The 21,313-nt window shown below is 59.7% G+C and carries 16 protein-coding genes; 6 read left to right on the top strand and 10 right to left on the bottom strand.

The features are described 5' to 3' along the window. Positions 1-2: 2 nt before the first annotated feature. Entirely contained in the window at positions 3-2,606 is a 2,604-nt protein-coding gene (locus IV109_RS08630) for a [protein-PII] uridylyltransferase (RefSeq protein WP_296694913.1), read from the top strand. Between the two features lie 15 nt (positions 2,607-2,621). Here the strand turns inward: IV109_RS08630 and IV109_RS08625 are convergent, their stop codons facing one another. Next, on the bottom strand, positions 2,622-3,272 hold the full coding sequence (locus IV109_RS08625; RefSeq protein WP_296694910.1) for a cation transporter: 651 nt from the start codon (positions 3,270-3,272) through the stop codon (positions 2,622-2,624). A gap of 73 nt (positions 3,273-3,345) precedes the next feature. On the opposite strand from IV109_RS08625, the gene cadR reads away from it, so the two are divergent. Beyond that, on the top strand, positions 3,346-3,831 hold the full coding sequence (cadR, locus tag IV109_RS08620; RefSeq protein ID WP_296694908.1) for a Cd(II)/Pb(II)-responsive transcriptional regulator: 486 nt from the start codon (positions 3,346-3,348) through the stop codon (positions 3,829-3,831). 2 nt (positions 3,832-3,833) lie between these two features. Here cadR and def read toward each other — a convergent pair whose 3' ends face one another. Next, the gene (gene def, locus IV109_RS08615; protein WP_296694906.1) at positions 3,834-4,394 is read right to left on the bottom strand and encodes a peptide deformylase; all 561 of its coding nucleotides are present in this window, start codon (positions 4,392-4,394) and stop codon (positions 3,834-3,836) included. Between the two features lie 64 nt (positions 4,395-4,458). On the opposite strand from def, the gene IV109_RS08610 reads away from it, so the two are divergent. Beyond that, on the top strand, positions 4,459-4,914 hold the full coding sequence (locus IV109_RS08610; RefSeq protein WP_296694905.1) for a YbaN family protein: 456 nt from the start codon (positions 4,459-4,461) through the stop codon (positions 4,912-4,914). 6 nt (positions 4,915-4,920) lie between these two features. On the opposite strand, the gene ligA is transcribed toward IV109_RS08610, so the two are convergent. From ligA to dusA, 5 genes are all read right to left on the bottom strand, one after another. Further along, positions 4,921-6,996 carry an NAD-dependent DNA ligase LigA gene (gene ligA, locus IV109_RS08605; protein WP_296694903.1) on the bottom strand — a complete coding sequence of 692 codons (2,076 nt, stop codon included), beginning with the start codon at positions 6,994-6,996 and terminating at the stop codon, positions 4,921-4,923. A 17-nt stretch (positions 6,997-7,013) separates the two neighbouring features. Continuing rightward, positions 7,014-8,048, bottom strand: coding sequence for a cell division protein ZipA C-terminal FtsZ-binding domain-containing protein (locus tag IV109_RS08600; RefSeq protein WP_296694902.1), 1,035 nt, complete (start codon positions 8,046-8,048; stop codon positions 7,014-7,016). A 5-nt stretch (positions 8,049-8,053) separates the two neighbouring features. Then, complete coding sequence (smc, locus tag IV109_RS08595; RefSeq protein ID WP_296694901.1) at positions 8,054-11,569, bottom strand: chromosome segregation protein SMC; 3,516 nt, start codon at positions 11,567-11,569, stop codon at positions 8,054-8,056. 128 nt (positions 11,570-11,697) lie between these two features. Further along, positions 11,698-12,603, bottom strand: coding sequence for a DMT family transporter (locus IV109_RS08590; RefSeq protein ID WP_296694900.1), 906 nt, complete (start codon positions 12,601-12,603; stop codon positions 11,698-11,700). After that, on the bottom strand, positions 12,590-13,588 hold the full coding sequence (dusA, locus tag IV109_RS08585; protein WP_296694899.1) for a tRNA dihydrouridine(20/20a) synthase DusA: 999 nt from the start codon (positions 13,586-13,588) through the stop codon (positions 12,590-12,592). Before dusA ends, IV109_RS08590 begins: the two co-directional genes overlap by 14 nt. Positions 13,589-13,767: 179 nt before the next feature. Here dusA and IV109_RS08580 point away from each other — a divergent pair, with 179 nt between their 5' ends. From IV109_RS08580 to IV109_RS08570, 3 genes are read left to right on the top strand one after another with little or no spacing between them, the layout of a single operon-like run. Then, entirely contained in the window at positions 13,768-14,457 is a 690-nt protein-coding gene (locus IV109_RS08580; protein ID WP_296695724.1) for an ABC transporter ATP-binding protein, read from the top strand. Between the two features lie 9 nt (positions 14,458-14,466). After that, the gene (locus IV109_RS08575) at positions 14,467-16,830 is read left to right on the top strand and encodes an ABC transporter permease (RefSeq protein WP_296694898.1); all 2,364 of its coding nucleotides are present in this window, start codon (positions 14,467-14,469) and stop codon (positions 16,828-16,830) included. Between the two features lie 17 nt (positions 16,831-16,847). Beyond that, positions 16,848-18,035, top strand: coding sequence for an HlyD family efflux transporter periplasmic adaptor subunit (locus IV109_RS08570; RefSeq protein WP_296694897.1), 1,188 nt, complete (start codon positions 16,848-16,850; stop codon positions 18,033-18,035). Here IV109_RS08570 and IV109_RS08565 read toward each other — a convergent pair. Genes IV109_RS08565 through hemN form a run of 3 tightly spaced genes read right to left on the bottom strand, consistent with a single transcriptional unit; the run spans position 18,032 to position 21,262 of the window. After that, positions 18,032-19,123, bottom strand: coding sequence for a sensor domain-containing diguanylate cyclase (locus IV109_RS08565; RefSeq protein ID WP_296694896.1), 1,092 nt, complete (start codon positions 19,121-19,123; stop codon positions 18,032-18,034). The genes IV109_RS08570 and IV109_RS08565 overlap by 4 nt on opposite strands. 54 nt (positions 19,124-19,177) lie before the next feature. Next, positions 19,178-19,855 (bottom strand): sulfite exporter TauE/SafE family protein, encoded by a 678-nt coding sequence (locus IV109_RS08560; RefSeq protein ID WP_296694894.1) that lies wholly within the window; start codon positions 19,853-19,855, stop codon positions 19,178-19,180. Between the two features lie 9 nt (positions 19,856-19,864). Then, on the bottom strand, positions 19,865-21,262 hold the full coding sequence (gene hemN, locus IV109_RS08555) for an oxygen-independent coproporphyrinogen III oxidase (protein WP_296694892.1): 1,398 nt from the start codon (positions 21,260-21,262) through the stop codon (positions 19,865-19,867). Positions 21,263-21,313: the final 51 nt, after the last annotated feature.

Genomic DNA, 21,313 nt, shown 5'->3' with positions numbered 1-21,313 from the left:
CCATGACGGACTCCCGTTCGCTGCGTGACCAATACCGCGCCGAGAAATCGGCGCTGTTGGCGTCACTGGCGTCCAGTGGCACATCCACACGAGGCGTCAAAGCGACGCTGGGCAAGCTCTCCGTGCTGGCTGACGGCATGTTGCAGGCCCTGTGGCAACAAGCGGGCTTTACCGCCCCTTTTGCCCTGGTCGCCGTTGGTGGCTTCGGGCGCGGCGAACTCTTCCCCTACTCGGATGTCGATGTACTGGTGTTGCTGCCCGACGATCAGTCACCAGACAAAGACGCGCAACTCAAGGCCCGGATTGAAGGCTTTATTGGCAGCTGCTGGGATACAGGACTGGAGATTGGCTCCAGCGTTCGCACGCTCACCGAGTGCCTGGACGAGGCCAGCCGTGACGTCACCATCCAGACCTCGCTGATCGAATCGCGGCTGATCACGGGCAACGCGGACCTGTTCACAAGATTTCAGAAAGCATTTTTTTCGGCGATCGACCCCAAAGCCTTCTTTGTTGCCAAGACGCTGGAGCTGCGCCAGCGCCACAACAAGTTTGAAGATACGCCCTATTCCCTGGAGCCCAATTGCAAAGAATCCCCCGGTGGCTTGCGCGATCTGCAGGTCATTCTGTGGGTGGCCAAAGCAGCCGGTTTTGGCGGCAACTGGGATGCCTTGGCCAGGAACGGACTGGCCACCGCCTTTGAGGTCAAGCAGCTCAAAAACAATGAAGCGCTGTTGCGGCTGATCCGGGCGCGCCTGCACTTGATTGCCCAGCGCCGGGAAGACCGGCTGGTGTTTGATCTTCAAACTGCCGTGGCGCAATCATTTGGGTATGACAATCCCACGGCCGACACCGATGCGAAAACAAAGAGCGTTTTCATTCGCCCCAGCGAGGCACTGATGCGCCGCTACTACTGGGCTGCCAAGGCGGTAACCCAGCTCAACCAGATTCTGCTGCTCAACATTGAAGAGCGACTCAATCCGTCAACCCACGCGCCGCGCCCCATCAATGAACGTTTTCTGGAAAAAGCCGGCATGGTGGAAGTGGTCAGCGATGACCTGTACCAGCGCGAGCCGCACGCCATTCTGGAAACCTTTCTGGTCTATCAAACGACCGTGGGCGTGAAAGGGCTGTCGGCACGCACCCTGCGGGCTCTGTACAACGCCCGCAACTTGATGAACGGCAAGTTCCGCAACGACCCTGTCAACCGCGAAACCTTCAAGAAAATTCTGATGCAGCACGATGGCATCACCCACGCCATGCGGCTGATGAACCAGACCTCGGTGCTGGGGCGTTACCTGTGGGTGTTTCGCCGCATTGTGGGGCAAATGCAGCACGACCTGTTCCATGTCTACACCGTGGACCAACACATTCTGATGGTGCTGCGCAATGTGCGGCGTTTCTTTATCGTGGAGCATGCGCACGAGTACGCCTTTTGCTCCCAACTCGCCTCGGGCTGGGACAAGCCCTGGATACTTTACGTGGCGGCCCTGTTTCACGATATTGCCAAAGGCCGCGGCGGCGATCACTCCAAACTGGGTGCCATCGATGTTCGGCGTTTCTGCAAGCAGCACGCGATCGAACGCGAGGACGCCAGCCTGATCGAATTCATCGTGAATGAGCATCTGACCATGAGCCACGTGGCCCAAAAGTCAGATTTAAGCGACCCCGACATCATCAAAGCCTTTGCCAAACGCGTTGGCACTGAACGTCAGCTTACTGCGCTGTACCTTCTGACTGTGGCCGACATCCGCGGCACCAGCCCGAAAGTCTGGAATGCCTGGAAGGGCAAGCTGCTGGAAGACCTGTACCGGCTGACCCTGCGCGCCCTGGGTGGGCGCGCACCGGACCCCGACGCCGAGGTCGAAGCCCGCAAGCGCGAGGCCCTGGTGATGCTGGCCTTGCACGCCCTGCCCTTTGAAGCCCACAAGCCCCTGTGGGATACGCTGGATGTGGGTTACTTCATGCGCCACGACGCGGCAGATATTGCCTGGCACACGCGACAACTCTCACGCCACATGGGGTCGGGGAAATCCATTGTGCGCGCCCGCCAGTCACCGGTCGGTGAAGGCCTGCAGGTACTGGTGTACACACCCGACCAGCCGGACCTGTTTGCCCGTATCTGCGGCTATTTTGACCAGGGTGGCTTCAGCATTCTGGACGCGCGCATTCACACGGCCAAGAATGGCTATGCACTGGACACTTTTCAGGTCGTCGCCTCAAGTTCCCCAGACCACTACCGTGAACTTACCAGCATGGTGGAGAGCGAGCTGGGGCGGGCTATTGCACAAACCGGACCATTGCCACCACCAAGTCGCGGACGGGTATCCCGACGCGTCAAGAGTTTCCCGATCGCGCCAAGGGTCACGCTGAGACCCGATGAAAAAGCCCAGCGCTGGCTGCTCAATATTTCCGCGAGCGATCGGGTCGGGCTGTTGTATTGCGTGGCACGCGTACTGGCCAGGCACAACATCAATCTCCAGCTGGCCAAGATTGCAACCCTGGGCGAACGCGTGGACGACACCTTTCTGATCCAGGGCGCAGAGTTGCAGCACAACCGCGCCCAGATCGAGATCGAGACCGAGTTACTGGAAGCGTTGGCTTCCTAGCCAGGGCCCAAGAAATCAATCTGCGTGGGAGTGCCCATGCATCGCTCCGCCGTTCAGCTCACCACGTGCCTGCCGCAGCACTGACCAGCCGCCATGCAAGGCCAGCGACGACATGATGATGGCGACAAATAGATCGGGCCACGCCGAGCCGGTCCCGAACACACCCAAGGCAGCGGCCAACACGGCAAGGTTGGCTATGGCGTCGTTGCGGGTGCACAGCCAGACACTTCGCATGTTGGCATCGCCTTCGCGGAAGGCATACAGCATCCAGGCCACGCTCAGGTTGGCAATCAATGCCAACGTCCCCACCAGCCCCATGGTCTGCGCATCGGGAACAGTGCCGAAGACCATGTTCCACAGTGCGTTGCTCAGAACAAACAGGCCAAATCCCATCATGCTGACAGCCTTTAGCATGGCCGCACGCGATCTCAACGTCAAACCTGCGGCCAGCACAGCGATAGAAACACCATAGTTAATTGAATCGCCCGCGAAATCAATGGCATCCGCCAAAAGTGACAGGGATCCGGAATTGAAACCAGCCGCCAATTCCACCAGGAACATGGCGGCATTGACGACAAGGGCAATCCAGAGAATCCGGCGGTACCGGGGAAGATCGGAAATGGTGTGGGTATCGGGCGTATCGTGGTCGCAGCAATGAGTAGACATGGTGGCTTTCCTTGGTGAGCCTCTATTGGAAACCCGGTAGTCACTACAGAGTCAAGCTTTATACTTGAATCCCATGAAGATCGGTGTACTTTCAACGACCACAGGCGTTCCCATTGAAACCATTCGCTACTACGAGCGAGCAGGTATCCTGCCGGAAACCAACCGGACCGAGGGCAACTACCGCATCTACAGCGATTGCCATGTTGAACGCCTGTCTTTTATACGCCATTGCCGAAATCTGGACATGACACTGGATGAAATCCGGGTGCTTCTGCAGTTCAAAGATGCACCGGCGGAGAACTGTGCGGAAGTGAACGCACTGCTGGATGAACACATCGACCATGTGGCAACCCGCATCCATGGCCTTCGCCAGTTGGAGAAGCAGCTCAAGGGCTTGAGGGCACTGTGCCAACAGACGCAGGACACTGCGCACTGCGCCATACTGACTGAACTCACCACAGCGGCCCGCCTGCACCCAAGGGGCCAGCAAGGCTCAGCAGGCCATGTGCAGGGCGCACACACTGGTGGTACCCGCAACCATGCCAAGGTCGACAGATAGATTCAGTCGTCCTGCGAAGCGTCCAGCCCCGGAAACAGCACATCGGTGAAACCAAAGCGGGTGAAGTCACGCACCCGCATCGGATAAAGCTTGCCGATCAGGTGGTCGCATTCATGCTGCACCACGCGGGCGTGAAAACCTTCCACCGTGCGGTCGATCGGGTCGCCGTACTGGTCGAAGCCGGTGTAGCGAATACGCGCAAACCGCGGCACCACAGCACGCAAGCCCGGCACCGAAAGGCACCCCTCCCAGTCCTCTTCTTCCAGCACAGCCACCTCGCCTTCAGATTGCCCCAATGGCGTGATCACGGGATTGACAAGTACCGTCTTTGGAACAATCGGCGCATCCGGGTAGCGTGGATTGCGCTCATTGCTGCCAAAAATCACCACTTGCAGGTCCACCCCAATCTGCGGCGCGGCAAGCCCGGCTCCGTTGGCGGCAAGCATGGTGTCGAGCATGTCGGTGATCAAAAGATGTAATTCATCTGTGTCGAACCGGGGCACTGGCTGGGCTATGCGCAGCAAGCGCGGATCGCCCATTTTGAGGATGTTGCGTACGGTCATGGGGGTTATCTGGAGTCAAGCCTGCAAGCATACCGTGAACAGGTCTTCGCGGCACAATCGGAGCATGTCCTCATCTCATCACCCGCAGCCTCAGGTAGGCGGCCCCGTTGCACCGGCACATTCCCTGATCGTGCAATGGCTTCTCAGAGGCCTGGCGCTGGTGTGTCTGCTGCTGGGCTTTATCGGGATCTTTCTGCCCGTGCTACCCACCACACCCTTCATCCTGCTCTCAGCCTGGGCCGCTGCGCGCAGCTCGCCACGTTTGTTGACCTGGCTTGAAAACCACACGGCCTTTGGCCCCATGCTGAAAGACTGGCGTCGCGGCGGTGTGGTACGCCGCCATGCCAAATGGGCTGCGACACTGGTGATGAGCGCCAGTGCGGTCTTGTTGCTATTGACAGCACCCAAGCCTTGGGTTGCATGGCTGGCGATCGCATGCATGGCCTGTGTGCTACTTTGGCTATGGCGCCGTCCCGAGCGCTATGTCGCTGAGCGGCCTTCCTGCAATCCGAACGACTGACGCCGATCAGCCTGTAAAAGTGGCCAGCAGCGTTTGCAGGCCCGATTCATCCAGAATGGCGACGCCCAGGGACTGGGCTTTTTCGAGTTTGCTGCCAGCCTCAGTGCCTGCCACCACATAGTCTGTTTTCTTGCTGACCGAGCCAGCCACTTTGCCTCCGGCCGCCTCAATCAGTTCTTTGGCCTCGTCACGGCTCAGGGTTGGCAGTGTGCCAGTCAGCACAAAAGTCTTGCCGGTCAACGGCTTGGGCGTTGCCAAGGCCGGGGCGCCCTCTTCCCATGTCACACCACAGGCGCGCAGCTGCTCCACAACCTCGCGGTTATGCGCCTGATCGAAGAATGTGCGCACGCTTTGAGCCACGATCGGACCGATATCGTTCACCTGCAGGAGTTGTTCCTCGCTCGCATTCATGATTGCATCCAGCCCGCCAAAGTGGCGCGCCAACTCCTTGGCCGTGGCCTCGCCCACATGGCGAATACCGAGACCAAAGAGAAAGCGTGGCAGTGTGGTTTGCTTGGATTTCTCCAGCGCCTGCACGATGTTCTGTGCCGATTTATCAGCCATCCGGTCCAGACTGGCCAGTGCCGTGAGGCCCAGGCGGTACAAGTCCGGCAGGGTACGAATGACATCACCATCCACCAGCTGGTCCACCAGCTTTTCGCCAAGTCCCTCGACCTCCACCGCCCGGCGCTGGGCAAAGTGAAGAATCGCCTGCTTGCGCTGGGCACTGCAGAACAGCCCGCCAGTGCAGCGGTAGTCGGCCTCGCCTTCCTCGCGCACCGCCGCGCTGCCGCACACCGGGCAAATGCGCGGCATGGTGAACTCGATGGCCCCCGGCTGCCGCTTCTCTGCAACGACCGCCACCACTTCAGGAATAACATCACCGGCACGGCGCACGATCACCGTGTCACCCACGCGCACGTCCTTGCGGCGGGCTTCGTCTTCGTTGTGCAGCGTGGCATTGGTGACGGTCACACCGCCCACAAACACCGGCGCCAGCTTGGCCACCGGTGTCAGCTTGCCGGTACGCCCCACCTGCACCTCGATCCCCACCACGGTGGTGAACTGTTCCTGCGCCGGGAACTTGTGCGCCACCGCCCAACGCGGCTCACGCGTGACAAAACCCATGCGCCGCTGCAGCGCCAGACTGTTGACCTTGTAGACCACTCCGTCGATGTCAAAGCCCAGACCGTCACGCTGGCGCCCGATGGCCTCGTAGTACGCTACCAATTCAGCAGCACCTTGTGCAATACCAACGAGGGCCGAGACCGGAAAACCCCATGATTTCAGGGCCTGCAACATGGCATAGTGCGTCTCAAACGCAGGGCCACCCGACTCAGCAGGTGTGATCTCGCCCAAGCCATAGGCAAAAAAACTCAAAGGTCGCTGCGCGGCAATCGCAGGGTCAAGCTGGCGCACCGCACCGGCGGCGGCGTTGCGGGTATTGACGAAGGTTTTGAGGCCCTTGTCGCGCTGCTGCTCGTTCAGCCTTTGAAAGTCGTCGCGGCGCATGTAGACCTCGCCGCGCACCTCCAGCACTGGCGGCACCTGGGCTGGCAAACGCAATGGGATCTGACCGATGGTGCGAATATTCTGCGTGACGTCTTCACCGACTTCGCCGTCGCCGCGTGTGGCTGCCTGCACCAGCACACCGTGCTCATAGCGCAGACTCATGGCCAGGCCATCGAACTTGGGTTCGGCCACGTACTCCACCGCCGGGGCTGAGGCGTCCAGGCCCAACTCACGCCGAACCCGGGCATCAAAATTCTCGGCACCGCTGGACTGGGTATCGGTCTCGGTGCGAATACTCAGCATGGGCACGGCATGGCGCACACTTGCAAAGTGCTCCAACGCTCGCCCGCCCACCCGCTGTGTCGGGGAGTCTGGTGTGATCAACTCAGGATGCTGCGCCTCCAGCGACTGCAACTCCTGAAACATGCGGTCGTACTCAGCATCCGGAATGGTGGGCTCGTCCAGCACGTAATAACGGTGCGCATGTTCATGCAGGAGACGCCTTAGCTGTGCAATGCGCTCCAATTCCAACGGGGATGCGCCTGCAGCAAACAGATCCTGAGTCACCATGCGAAGCAAACCGGATGTCAGGAGAACAGACGTCGCGCCAAGGCAGAGCCCGCGGACAAATCACGTTGATCCAGAGTGTCGTACAAATGCTCCAACTCCGCACCAATCACCGACATGGCTTCTGGGGGCAGAGGCAAGCCGTTGTCATCTGTCACCACGCCGTCCATGCTTTGCGCCAGCGACTGCGCCGTCTCGCACATGCGCTCAAAGGCGCGCTCACTGCGATCAACCTGCGGCACGTCCAGGCTGAGGACCAGCTCACGGATAGCGGACTGGGCCGGATCATCCGCCATCGCAGCTTGTGTATCAAAGCTCAGACCCAGCACGGGCGGCAGACCGGGCAAGCTGGCAGGTACCACCATGCGCCCCGGAATCACCCCCGCCACAAAGCCAAGCCGCGACGCAGTTTGCTGCACGTACCCAGGGCTCCAGGCCGCATTGCGGGCGCGCAGGACAAAGCCAAGCTGCGCATCATGGTCACCGGCAAACTGGTCCAGCTCGCGCGCCCGGGCCACTTCTTCCAGCATTTCCGGGAAGTCCGGTGTGCCATTGATAGTGTCGCAAAAAGCCTGCGTTTTCATCACAAACTCGGAGTACTCAATTTCATTGAGAGCACCGGTGCGGTTGGCCAGCTGCACGCCGGCCTGAAAGGTGGCGTAGCGCTGACCCAGCGCTGGTGTTTCCCAGCGCTGCGTGGCCTCATTGAAACCTTCGATGGCAAACGGCTTGCTGCCGGCACGACGAGTCGTTGGCATGGCGGCCAGCGCGGCGTCGCCTGAGACCGGGCTTTCCAAGGCAATAGGGGCAATGATGTCGATCAACGCATCCATGGATGGCCTGCGCTCCAGCATCGGTACGGGAAAACTGGCCACATCGAATGCTGCAGCATCCAGCTCCGGCTCGATGCCCGAGTTGGGCTGGGTTTCGTTGCTGGTCACGTCGGGTGTGGCTTGTCGCGGCTGGTTCTTGCGCGAGGTCCATGCCCCGTGCGCCACCATGACTGCCAATACCAAGCCGCCACCGACGGCCAAACCGATCTGCAAAGTACTCATGGGATTCAGGTCGCTTCCACCATCGAGACCGCCGCATCCATGTCCACCGCGACGATGCGGGAAACACCCTGTTCCTGCATCGTCACGCCAATCAACTGCTTGGCCATTTCCATGGCAATCTTGTTGTGACTGATGAACAGGAACTGCGTTTCCTTGCTCATGCTGGACACCAGCTTGGCGTAACGTTCGGTGTTGGCGTCGTCCAGCGGCGCATCCACCTCGTCCAGCAAGCAAAAGGGTGCGGGGTTGAGTTGAAAAATGGCAAACACCAGGGCAATCGCGGTCAGCGCTTTTTCTCCGCCCGACAGCAAATGAATGGTCTGGTTCTTCTTGCCTGGCGGCTGGGCAATCACCTGCACGCCGGAGTCCAGAATTTCCTCCCCTGTGATGACCAGCCGGGCATTGCCCCCGCCAAACAGTTCGGGGAACATCTTGCCGAAGTGCTCGTTCACGGTGTTGAAGGTGCCTGCAAGCAACTCGCGGGTCTCACCGTCAATCTTCTTGATGGCGTCTTCAAGCGTGGTCATGGCCTCGACCAAATCCGCGTTCTGGGAATCCAGAAATTGCTTGCGCTCGCGGGCCGTGGCCAGCTCGTCCAGCGCCGCCAGGTTCACGGCCCCCAATGCCGCTATTTCGCGGTTGAGGCGATCGATTTCGCTTTGCATGCCACTCAGACGGACATTGCCATCTGCGATCGACTTGGCAACGGCCTGCAGATCCGCCTGCGCTTCGGTGAGCAATTGGGTGTATTGCTCAAAGCCCAGACGCGCGGCCTGTTCCTTGAGCTGAAATTCAGTGATGCGCTGACGCAAGGGGTCCAGCTCGCGCTCCAGCTGCAGGCGGCGCTCGTCGCTGGCGCGCAATTTGGCGGTCAGGTCATCGTATTCACTGCGCCGCGCACCCAGAGCCTGCTCGCGATCAAGTTTGACGGCCAAAGCATTTTGCAGTCCCCCTTGGGCTGCAGCGTCGGTCAATCGCGCCAGCTCTTCAATGGCTCGCTGCTCTTCAGCCTTTATGGAATCGGCCTGTTGCGCTGCAGTTTCGATAGCGCGTGACAACTCGGCCTTGCGTGCATCGAGGCTGCGCATGGAAAACACGGCCTCTTGCGACTGACGTTCCAGGCTGCGCTGCTGCTCTCGGCACTCACCGAGTTTGCGCTCGGCATTGATCACCCGCTCATCCAGCTGGGCGTGGCGTTCCTGGGTGTCGGCAAGCTGCATGTCCAGCTCTTCAAACCGGCCCTCGGCAGTAACCCGGCGCTCCTGCAAATCGCCCAACTGCGCATCCACCTCGGCCAGATCGCCTGCAATTTGCTCGCTGCGGGCACGGGTTTGCTCAGCCAGCTGACTCAGTCGCAAGGTTTCAACCTGCAGCTCATGGGCGCGGCTTTGGCTCTCTGCAGCCTCGCGACGCACCGCAACCAGACGCTGGGAGGCATCGGCGTAGGCCGCCTCGGCCCGCACCAGCGCAGAACGGCTTTCGTCGCTGATCAGGGCTTGTGCCCGTAACTGCTTTTCCAGGTTTTCAATTTCCTGGGCCCGAGCCAACAAACCAGCCTGTTCGGAATCCTGCGCGTAAAAATTCACGCTGTACGGACCCACGGCATGGCCCGACTTCACGAAAATCATTTCACCGGGCTGCAGCTTGTCGCGATGGGCCAGTGCGTCTTCAAAACTGGCGGCCGTGAAGCAACCATGCAGCCAATCGGTCAGGACCGCGTTTTGCCCCGCATCGTTGACGCGCAACAAATCAGACAGGCGCGGCAGTGCAGATGCCTTTTCCGGCAAGGCCGCCAGTGGTGGGCTGTAAAACGCCAACTTGGCGGGCGGGGCATCAGCGCCGAAAGAGCGCACCATGTCCAGACGCGACACTTCCAGTGCACCCAGACGTTCGCGCAAGGCGCCTTCCAGTGCGTTTTCCCAACCCTGTTCAATGTGGATGCGGCTCCACAAGCCCTGCAAGCTCTCCAGCCCATGCTTGGCCAGCCAGGGTTGCAACTTGCCATCGGTCTTGACTTTCTCCTGCAAAGCCTTCAAGGCCTCCATGCGGGCCGACAAATCGGCCTGCCGGGCAGATTCGGTGTTCACGGCCTGCTGCTGGGCACGACGGCTTTCGTCAAGCTGTGGCACGCTCTCCTGCAGTTCATGCAGGCGACCCTCGGCCACACTGGCGGTTTCCTGGGCCTGCGCCAACTGACTTTGCAGATTGACCAGCCGGGCCTCATCCGGTGCGGCCAGTGCATTGCGGTCGGCACTCAGACGCTCGCGACGACTGGTGAGCTGGCGTGACTGCTCTTCAATGCTGCGCTGGTCGGCCGCCAGCACCTGAATCTGCTGCTGTACCTGCGCCACGCTGCTGCGTTGCTCGTTAGCCGCTTTCTGGGCCAATCGCAAGGCTTCTTCCAGATCCGGCAGTTGCTGGGCTTGGTCCTCCACCTGAGCGGCCAGCAATTCGGTTTTCTCTTCACCGAGCATGGCCAGCTCAAGCAGATTTTCAATCTCGGCCTGGGCGTCATCGCGGCGGGTGGCCCACTGGGCGGTTTGCTCCTTGAGCGTGATCAGGCGCTGCTCGACGCGCTGACGACCTTCCACCACAAAACGGATTTCGGCTTCCAGGCGACCCACCTCGGTGCTGGCTTCGTACAGCAAGCCCTGCGCCTGATTGACCTGATCCCCGGCCGCGTAATGGGCCTGGCGCACGGTTTCCAGTTCGGATTCGATATGGCGCAAATCAGCCACCCGGCTCTCCAGCGCATTGACCGCGCCCTGCGCATCCGCATTGACCTTGGCCTGATCCGCCTCGGACTCCGTGCGCTTGAGAAACCACAGTTGATGCTGTTTGAGCGTGGCATCCGCCGACAAGGTGTTGTACTTCTGCGCCACCTCGGCCTGCTTCTCCAGCTTTTCCAGGTTGGCATTGAGCTCGCGCAGAATGTCTTCCACGCGGGTCAGGTTTTCGCGGGTGTCGCTCAGGCGGTTTTCTGTTTCACGCCGGCGCTCCTTGTACTTGGAGACGCCCGCCGCCTCTTCCAAAAAGAGGCGCAGTTCTTCAGGCTTGGATTCAATGATGCGGCTGATGGTGCCCTGACCAATGATGGCGTAGGCGCGCGGCCCCAGGCCGGTGCCCAAAAAGACGTCCTGCACATCACGGCGACGCACGGGCTGGTTGTTGATGTAGTAGCTGCTGGTGCCATCGCGCGTCAACACGCGCTTGACGGCAATTTCGCCGAACTGCGCCCACTGCCCTCCGGCACGGTGGTCCGCATTGTCAAACACCAGTTCGACACTGGCACGGCTGGCCGGCTTGCGCGTGGTGGTGCCATTGAAAATGACGTCCTGCATGGACTCGCCACGCAGTTCTGAAGCCTTGGACTCACCCAGCACCCAGCGCACCGCATCCATGATGTTGGATTTGCCGCAACCATTGGGCCCGACCACACCCACCAGTTGCCCTGGCAGCATGAAATTGGTTGGCTCGGCGAAGGACTTGAACCCCGATAACTTGATTGAATTGAGACGCACGGATCGGTGAAGCTACTTAAGCTATTGATTTGACTGGTATTTCCCGGGTTTTGGGCTTGTCAGGCAAGCACCGAAACATCCTGACATGATACCTTGCCTGACCTTTAACAAGCGCCAGCCCAGGGGGGTTAAGGCGCAGTCTCGGTACGGGTTACCAGGAAAACGCCCGGCAGGATCAGACCGGCCCCTACCAGATGGTGCCAGCCCAAAGGTTCATTGAGCACACCCCAAGCGGCAACCGCAGCATACAAAGGCCCCAGGTACAGCGTGACCGCCACCCGACTGGCCCCCAGGATCTTTTGCGACCAGCCATAAATCCAGTAGGCAACAAGGCCGGGCACAAGTGCCGCGGTCAACACCAGCCAGGTCGCTTTCCAGGTCCAGGCAGGTGTCGTGGGCAGGGTCAGCTCCCAGACAGCGCAAGGCAGCAGCACCGCAACGCCACCCATGCAAATCGCAGCCAGCCGCGCCGTAGCGCTGAGTGAACTGGGCCACATCTTCTGTAACAGCGCATACAGCGCCCACGAAACCATGGCCAACACGATCCAGCCATCCCCCGCCACCCATTGCACCTGAGTCAGCGCCATCCATTGACCCTTCACGACCACATGCACCACTCCAGCCAAGGCCACCACAACACCGAGCACCTGGCGTGCCCTGAAGCGTTCGCCCAGCCAAAATACCGCCCCCAGGGCAATCAGCACGGGTGAGGCCGAGTAAATCAGCGCAATGTTCATGGCTACCGTGGTTTTTGCGCCCAGGTAAACCCATGCGCCACACACCAGCATGCCTAAAAATCCAAGCGTCACATATTGGTACCACACGGACAAGATGGCATGGCGCTCGCGCCACAACTCTGATCGTGCAAACAGGGTCAACAGGACACCGGCTGTGGCCCAACGACCGAGCGCCAGCGCATAGGGCTCCACCACGCCGGGCGCACTGCGAGCGATGATGTAGTTGACAGCCCAAAGCGCCGGGGTCACCCAGATCAGCGCCAAAGCCAGCCGGTGACGCGATTCAGGCCGAAACAAGCGCCGCTCCCTGGGCTTGCGCCATGACATCACGCGCAGCTTGCCCCTTGAGCCTGTGATCACTCCATACCTGACGCCAGCGGCGTGCACCCGCCACACCATGGCGCAAGCCCAGCATGTGACGCGCTATGGCATACCAGGGCGTGCCGTGCTCGGCAGCCTCGCGCTCCATATAGTTCACCATTTGCGCCTCAACCAGCTCGCGGGTAAGGCCGGTGGGCGCAGCCCCATAGAAGGCGGCGTCCCACTCGCTGAGCCACCAGGGGTTGTGGTAGGCCTCCCGGCCGAGCATGACGCCATCGACATGCTGCAGTTGCTCCTGTACCTGCGCGGTACTCGTGATGCCACCATTGACGGCGATGGTGAGATGCGGAAAATCAACTTTGAGCTGGTGCACCAGCGCGTACCGCAGTGGCGGCACCTCGCGGTTTTCTTTCGGACTCAAGCCTTTGAGCCAGGCGTTGCGGGCATGCACAATGAAGGTTGTACAACCCGCCTCGGCCACGGTGCCGACAAAATCGCGTACGAAGTCGTAGCTCTCGGCCTTGTCAATGCCAATGCGATGCTTCACGGTGACGGGAATTGACACAGCATCCACCATGGCCTTCACACAATCTGCCACCAGTTGAGGCTCGGCCATAAGGCAGGCGCCAAACGCGCCGCGCTGCACCCGTTCACTGGGGCATCCGCAGTTGAGGTTGATCTCGTCATAGCCCCATTGCTCGCCCAACCTGGCGCAATGGGCCAGATCAGCCGGCTCGCTACCGCCCAATTGCAGAGCCAGGGGATGCTCTTCAGCGTTGTAACGCAAATGGCGCGGCACATCGCCATGCAGGAGAGCACCGGTCGTGACCATTTCCGTGTACAACAAAGCATGCCGTGACAACAAGCGGTGAAGGTAGCGGCAGTGGCGGTCAGTCCAGTCCATCATCGGGGCAACGGACAGTTTCCAGCGGTCAGGAGTAACAGGTTTCGGGCTCGGCATGCGACGGATTATCCCTGCCCCAGCACTTTTTGACGTAAGTCAATCCAGCCAGGGCGAGAACATGCCATATTGAACACATAGCACCCATCGCCAAACCCTGAACTGTGCCAACCGTCCAAACACTTCCCCCTGCCCGCGAGAACCCGCCCAGCGATGAGGCAGGTCGCCCGGCTGTTTTCATGGCCCGGGGCTTGAGCAAGACCTATCAGATGGGCGAGGTGAAAGTCCATGCACTGCTGGATGTGGACCTGACCGTTTATCGCGGTGAATTCATCGTCTTGCTGGGCCCCTCGGGTAGCGGCAAATCAACCTTGCTCAACATCCTTGGCGGCTTGGATCGCCCCAGCAGCGGCATTGCCCGCTTTGCCGAACACGAGTTGACAGGCGCAACGGAGGCACAACTGACACGGTATAGGCGCGAGCACGTCGGTTTTGTGTTTCAGTTCTACAACCTGATTCCGAGCTTGACGGTGCGCGAGAACGTCGAACTGGTAACCGATATTGCAGACAAGCCGATGCCGGCTATCGACGCGCTAAGCCTGGTCGGCCTAGGGGAGCGGCTGGACCACTTCCCTTCGCAACTATCCGGGGGCGAGCAACAACGCGTGGCAATTGCCAGGGCCATCGTGAAGCGCCCCGAGGTGCTGCTGTGCGACGAGCCTACCGGCGCGCTCGACTACGTCACTGGAAAACTGGTACTGGAAGTGATTGAGCGCATCAACCGGGAACTGGGCACAACCGCCATCGTGATCACGCACAATGCGGCCATCGCCGGCATGGCCGATCGAGTGCTGCATCTGGGCGGTGGCCGCATCCAACGTATTGAGCGCAATGCCCAAAAGCTGAAGCCCTCCGAGCTCTCGTGGTGAAGGTACCTTGTGAAAGCCCTTGACCGCAAACTGCTGCGCGATCTTCGCCTGATGTGGAGTCAAGCCATTACCATCGCTTTGGTGGTAGGCAGTGGTGTGGCAGGTTTTATCACCTGCTTCAGCGCATACGATGCCCTGTCGTGGTCACGCGACCTGTATTACGCCGACGCCCGCTTCGCTGATGTTTTTGCCACCCTCAAACGCGCACCACTGTCGCTGGAACGTCAGCTGGAAACGATTCCCGGTGCCGCCCACGTACAGACATCGCTGTCCCACATCGTGCCGATCACCATACCCAATGTGGCCGACCCGATTGTCGGACGGCTGATCGGACTGGACGTTCGCTTGCCTCAGCGGCTGAATATAGTCAATTTACGCAGCGGACGAATGGTGGCTCCGCACCACAATGGCGCGATTGAGACGCTGGTATCCGAGGGATTTGCGCTTGCGCGCCAACTCAAGCCTGGCGACCGGATCAACGCGCTGATCAACGGCAAGCGCGAGGATCTTCTGATCGTGGGGATCGCACTTTCGCCAGAATACATCTTCGCAGGCATGGGCGGATCCCCAGACCAACAGGGCTTCGGCGTGTTCTGGCTGGACCGGCGCGCGTTGGCAGCCGCATACAACATGGACGGCGCTTTCAATCAGGTGGCCGTTCGCTTGGGTCCCGGCGCTACAGAAGGGCCTGTGATCGACCAGCTGAATCGGATGCTGGAGCCCTACGGCGGGATCAGCGCACATGGTCGGGATCTGCAGATGTCCCACATGATTCTGAATTCGGAAATCAAGGAGCAACGTGTGCTGGGAACGGTGCTGCCCAGCATTTTTCTGGCCGTGGCCGGCTTTCTCCTGAACGTGGTGCTAAGCCGGCAGATTGCCACACAACGCGAACAAATCGCTGCGTTGAAAGCTCTAGGCTACGACAACCGGGCAATTGGTCTGCACTATTTGAAGCTTGTGCTGGTGATTGTCGTGGTGGGTGTGGCCATTGGCCTGGGTCTGGGTGCCGCGCTGGGACACTGGTTCGTAGGTATCTATGCTGATGTATTTCGCTTTCCCGAGCTGCGCTACCGCCTTGACCCGGCGCTGATTTGGGCCGCCGTCGGTGTCGCCATGGCCGCTGCCGTACTGGCCACCCTCAATGCCATTCGTGCCACCGTGAAACTCTCGCCCGCAGACGCCATGCGCCCGCCATCGCCGGGTGTTTACAAGCCGATGCTGATTGAGCGCTTGGGCTTGCGCCATTGGTTCTCACCCGCAGTACGCATGATTTTGCGGACCATGGAGCGCCGCCCCCTGCGCACAACGCTCACCGTATTTGGCGTCGCAGTGGCCATGGCTATTGTGATCACCGGCGCATTCTGGCGCGACGCCATTGCTCTCTTGATGGACACCCAGTTCAATCAGGTTCTGCGGGGCGATGTGTCGATCGCGCTCCTGGAAGCCACGCCCGCACGGGTCCAGCATGAGATCGCCAAGCTGCCCCACGTGAGTGCTGTTGAGGGTGCCCGAAGCGTGCCAGTCCGACTGGTTCATGCCAACCATGCGTGGCGCGGCGCAGTCCAGGGCAAAGCTGCGCAACCCGAGCTGCATCGTATCGTCGATCTGGGGCACCAGGTTTTCACTCCGCCGCGTGACGGCCTGCTTCTAACCGACCGGCTGGCTGAACGTCTGCGGGTAAGACCTGGCGACACCCTGCGCCTGGAATTTCTGGAAGGACGCCGGGAGGTAGTTCACCTGACCGTGGCTGGCACAGTTGCGGAGATGATGGGCATGAACGCCTACATCGAACGCAACGCCCTCAACAGGCTGCTGCGCGAGGGTGACATGGTGAACCAGATTACCGTTGCCGTGGATCGAGGCTACGAACCCGCGCTGCTGAACAGGATCAAGGAGCTCCCACGGGTGGCGGCCGCGGTAAGCAAGTCCGTGATGGCCAGAAATATCGAGGAAATTACCGCACGCAACGTATTGGTGTTCAGCGCCATTCTGACCGGGTTTGCCACAATCATCGCGATCGGCGTGGTCTACAACAACGCCCGCATCGCCTTGGCTGAAAGAGCCTGGGAGCTCGCCAGCCTTCGCGTGCTGGGATTCACCCGCGGTGAAGTCTCCGCTTTTCTATTGGGGGAGCTGGCCATTGAAATTGTATTGGCTCTGCCCCTGGGCATGATCTTTGGCTATTTTTTGGCGTCGGTCATTGTTACGATGATTGAAACAGATGAGTTCTATTTTCCCTTTGTCATTCAGCCAGCGACCTATGCCTTTGCGGCCTTGTGTGTACTGGCGGCAGGGGCCATGAGCGCGCTAATTGTTCGTCGACGGGTAGATACGCTGGATCTGGTGGGTGTCCTCAAGACACGCGAATAGAGAATAAGGAAGACCGAATGAAAATGAAGCTGTTGATTGGACTGCTCGTGCTATTGGGGCTTGCACTGATCGCATGGGCATTCATGCCAGCCCCAACTGATGTGGAAGTTGCCACCGTGGAACAGGGCTTGTTTGAACGCGCCGTGCAAGAGGACGGCAAGACACGGGTGCGCGATAGGTATGTGGTCTCAACACCACTGACGGGCCGCGTGGCGCGGATTCACCTGAAACAGGGCGATGCTGTGCAAAAAGATGCCGCCGTGGCGACCCTGTGGCCAGTTGCGCCAGCCTTGCTGGATGAACGAACCCGTGCCGAGCAGGCGGCGCGGATGGGCGCCATGCAGGCCACCGTGGGGCGCGCGCGGGCCAATGTGGAGCGGGCCGCGGCAGCACTGGACCAGTCAAGAGCCGAACTCAAGCGCAGCGAAGCTTTGGCCCAACAAGGCTTTGTTTCACCGACTCAGAATGAAACCGGAAGACTCAGCGTTCGCCTGCGTGAGAAAGAACTGGAAAGTGCCCGCCAGGAAGAAGATGCTGCACGCCATGAGCTGGAGCAATCACGCGTTGCCTTGAAGCAGTTTTTCCAAACCACCCCCGGGGTCCAGCAGCGGGAGTACCAGGTCAAGGCGCCAGTCTCGGGCAGGGTCCTCAAAGTACTGCAGCAAAGCGAAGGCCTCGTGATGGCCGGCACGCCGTTGATGGAACTGGGCGACCCTACGCAACTTGAAGTGGTGGTGGACGTTCTGACCGAAGACGCCGCGCAGATCCGCCCAGGCACCAGGGTTGAACTCTCCAATTGGGGGGGGCCCGATACCCTGACCGGACAGGTACGCTTGATCGAGCCGGCAGCGTTTACCAAAGTTTCCGCTCTGGGGGTGGAGGAACAACGGGTCAATGCCATCATTGATATCACGACGTCACCCGAGAAATGGCAGACCTTGGGTGATGGGTTCAAGTTGGATATACGGGTGCTGGTCCAGGTCGTCGAAAACGCCATCAAGGTTCCTGTCAGCGCCTTGTTTCCGGTTGGCGCGCGCTCGGGACTGTTCGTACTGGACAAGGGGCATGCACGTTTGCAGGAAGTCGAAGTTGCAGCGCGCAACGGGGTGCAAGCCTGGATCAAGGCCGGTCTGGACAAAGGTACACAAGTGATTGTGTACCCTGATACGAAATTGAAAGATGGTGCCGCGGTCCGGCCGCGTTAAGGAACGAAAACTGCAGCGTCTCCCAAATGCACTACGCAGTTTCGTCCTTTGCGCTTCGCCTCATACAAGGCCCTGTCGGCCCGCTCCACCAGATTCATGGTGCCATTCGCTGAAGTGGTGGTAGCCACGCCCACACTGATCGTGATGGGCCTGTGACGCCAGTCAAATTCCTGAACCGCCCGGCGAATTCGCTCAGCAACCACCATACAGGCATCGATTCGGGTATCGGGCAGAATCACGGCAAACTCTTCGCCGCCATAGCGGGCTGCATGATCGTAGGCACGCGCATGCGATTGCAACATCAACGACACCTGTTGCAGTGCTTCATCGCCCGCCACGTGACCAAATTCGTCATTGAACGACTTGAAATGGTCCACGTCAATGATGGCCAGTGCCAGGGATGAATGAGAGCGCTCGGTTCGAGAGGATTCCTCATTCAGGATGCGATCAAACGCACGGCGATTCTTCAGGCCCGTCAATGGATCCGTTGTGTTCTGCTCCACCAGCACCAGGTTCAAATCTTCCAAGCGCTTTTGATAACCCTCCAGTTGCTTCTGACGGTGTTGCTGTGCGTCGGAGAGAAGTTTCAATTCCGCCAGAGAATGGCGAAGCTGAAGCAATGACACCACCTGACGGGAGAGTGCCTTCAGTGCATCCACCATCCGTGGCTCCAGCGTTCTGGGCACCCGGTCCGCCACACAAACAGTTCCCAATGCTGCACCGGACGAGGTCACCAGAGGCGCACCAGCATAAAAGCGTATGTTTGGATCAGCGGTGACCAGGGGGTTTTCGGAAAAACGTGGGTCCAGTGAGGTGTCCTGGACCTGCATCACCTCATGGGGATCGAGAATTGCATGGGCACAAAAGGCATCTCCGCGGGGCGTCTGCAATATATCCACACCCACCCTCGCCTTGAACCACTGGCGATCTTCGTCAATCAGGGTAATCAACGCCATGGGGGCATCGCAGATGTAAGAGGCCAAGTTGACAATGTCATCGTAAGCCTGCTCTGCAGCCGAGTCCAGGATGACATAGGAGTGCAACGCTTCCAGGCGCTTGGCTTCGTTGCGAGGTTTGCGAGCATCCATGGCGAGTACTCCTGCCGGTTCCAATCTGCCGAATGATAGCCGCTTGTCCGGCGTTCAAGGGCTCACGCACCACGGCGCAGCATTATGGAAAAAGCCCATCCAAAGCGCCCATGCCGAACTGGCAGCCAAAGCGATGCCGGCAAGACGCACACCCCAGTCACCGGTATCTGCGCCACGCAAACGCAGCCAGAGCCAGGGACCGGCCATCATGGACACGCTGGTCCCCAGGGCAAACAAGGCCATGACATAGGCCCCTTCCGTCGCCCTGCCCGTCAAGGCCGCGACCAGCAGGGCCGAATACAAAAGTCCACAGGGCAGGAACGTCCAGAAAATGCCGATCACCAAGGGTGCACCCCTGCCCCATGCCGAAGCCAGTGAGCGTGCGCCAGACCAAATTCGTCGCCCCGCCTGCTCCAGCCAGACCGGTTGCCTCGCATTCCATAAAAGCAACATGCCAAGGACCAAGGTGGCGACATGAAATAGCGTCCATACGGGCCGCAAGGCAGCCGACTGGACCGTCAGCCAACCCAAGCCCTGCATCGAGGCAGCAGCCAGGGCACCCAGGGCCGAATAGCCCACAACCCGCCCCGCCTGGAAGCTCCATAGGGCAGAATTTTTTCGTGGACCTGCGGCCTGTCCGATGCCGGCACAGGCTGCACCGCACATGGCGACACAGTGCGGGCCACCCGCCAAGCCCATGAGAAGCGCCGTCACGGCGAGAGAGGTTTGCATCGAACGATGCTAAATGATCTTCGAAAACTTGGCGCGCGTACGGTCAGTTTGCAAGTAACGATCAAAAACCATGGCCACCGCCCTGACAAAAAACCAGCCCATGGCAGTGACCTGAATGCCCGATTCATCCACGGTGACCAATCCCTGCTCAGCCAGCTGGTGCAAGGACTCGATCTCGGTAGCAAAGTACCTCTGAAAATCGACGAGATAAGCCAGTTCAATGGACTCGAACAGCACCTGCCCCTGGCACATCAAGGCCATGATGACTGCGCGCCGGACCAGATCGTCACGTGACAAACCCAAACCACGAACGACAGGAAAACGGCCCTGATCCAGGAAATCGTAATACTCTTCCAGCGTCTTGGCGTTCTGGCTGTAGGTGGCCCCAATGCGACCAATCGACGACACCCCCAGGCCAATCAGATCGCAATCCGGCTGCGTGCTGTAACCCTGAAAATTTCGATGCAAACGCCCCTGGCGCTTGGCCACTGCCAGCGCATCTGTGGGCAAAGCAAAGTGATCCATCCCCACATACACGTAAGACGCCCCCATGAACGCGGCCATAGAGCGTGCAAGCATCGCGACTTTGGCCGCCCCGCTGGGCAATTCGACGGTATTGATGCGGCGCTGGGGTTTGAAGCGCTCGGGCAAGTGAGCATAGGCGTACAAGGCAATCCGGTCTGGCCGCAAGGCCACGACCTGCGCCAGCGTGCGGTCGAAGGACTCCGGATTCTGCTGCGGCAGGCCATAAATCAGATCAACGTTGATCGACTCAAATCCACGTTGGCGGGCCGCCTCGACCAGGGCAAAAACCTGCTCAGCCGGCTGCACGCGATGGACAGCCTTTTGCACCGCAGGGTCAAAATCCTGCACCCCAAAACTCAATCGGTTGAACCCCAACTCGGCCAGCGTATCCAGCCGTTTGGCATCAATGGTGCGCGGATCAACTTCAATCGAGTATTCACCACCCGGAGTGAAAGTGAAGTTGCGCCGTAGCATGCCCATCAGTTCACGGAGTTCGTCATCCGACAGGAATGTGGGAGTGCCTCCGCCCAAGTGCAACTGTGTAACAGTCTGCCCGACACCCAGATGCTCGGTATGCAAATCAACTTCACGACTCAAGTAGCGTAGATAAGGTGTTGCGCGATCATGGTGTTTGGTGATGATCTTGTTGCAGGCACAGTAATAACACAGGGATTCACAAAACGGGATGTGCACATACAAGGACAGCGGCAAGGTCATGGCCGCAGCCCCGGAGCGCCGCTGTTTCAGCGCCTGGGTGTAATCCTCGACAGAAAAGGCCTCAACAAAGCGATCCGCTGTCGGATAGGAGGTATAGCGCGGACCGGACACGTCAAATCGACGTAACAGGTCTTCGGAAATGGGGGCGGCAACAGCGGCATTCATGAATAATCCTTCGCAAGCTTGCCGAATATGCCTCAAAGGATCAGAATATTG

Origin of the sequence: Rhodoferax sp., from assembly GCF_018780565.1 — a bacterium.
Classification (GTDB): domain Bacteria; phylum Pseudomonadota; class Gammaproteobacteria; order Burkholderiales; family Burkholderiaceae_C; genus Rhodoferax.
This window is presented reverse-complemented; position numbering and strand designations above follow the sequence as displayed.

Bases quoted from the DNA above. Each gene is read 5' to 3' on its own strand.
- IV109_RS08570 (WP_296694897.1), top strand. From the start codon at position 16,848: ATGAAAATGAAGCTGTTGATTGGACTGCTCGTGCTATTGGGGCTTGCA.
- IV109_RS08580 (WP_296695724.1), top strand. From the start codon at position 13,768: ATGGCCCGGGGCTTGAGCAAGACCTATCAGATGGGCGAGGTGAAAGTC.
- IV109_RS08630 (WP_296694913.1), top strand. From the start codon at position 3: ATGACGGACTCCCGTTCGCTGCGTGACCAATACCGCGCCGAGAAATCG.
- dusA (WP_296694899.1), bottom strand. From the start codon at position 13,588: ATGCCGAGCCCGAAACCTGTTACTCCTGACCGCTGGAAACTGTCCGTT.
- IV109_RS08610 (WP_296694905.1), top strand. From the start codon at position 4,459: ATGTCCTCATCTCATCACCCGCAGCCTCAGGTAGGCGGCCCCGTTGCA.
- IV109_RS08565 (WP_296694896.1), bottom strand. From the start codon at position 19,123: ATGGATGCTCGCAAACCTCGCAACGAAGCCAAGCGCCTGGAAGCGTTG.
- ligA (WP_296694903.1), bottom strand. From the start codon at position 6,996: ATGGTGACTCAGGATCTGTTTGCTGCAGGCGCATCCCCGTTGGAATTG.
- hemN (WP_296694892.1), bottom strand. From the start codon at position 21,262: ATGAATGCCGCTGTTGCCGCCCCCATTTCCGAAGACCTGTTACGTCGA.
- cadR (WP_296694908.1), top strand. From the start codon at position 3,346: ATGAAGATCGGTGTACTTTCAACGACCACAGGCGTTCCCATTGAAACC.
- IV109_RS08600 (WP_296694902.1), bottom strand. From the start codon at position 8,048: ATGAGTACTTTGCAGATCGGTTTGGCCGTCGGTGGCGGCTTGGTATTG.
- def (WP_296694906.1), bottom strand. From the start codon at position 4,394: ATGACCGTACGCAACATCCTCAAAATGGGCGATCCGCGCTTGCTGCGC.
- IV109_RS08560 (WP_296694894.1), bottom strand. From the start codon at position 19,855: ATGCAAACCTCTCTCGCCGTGACGGCGCTTCTCATGGGCTTGGCGGGT.
- IV109_RS08625 (WP_296694910.1), bottom strand. From the start codon at position 3,272: ATGTCTACTCATTGCTGCGACCACGATACGCCCGATACCCACACCATT.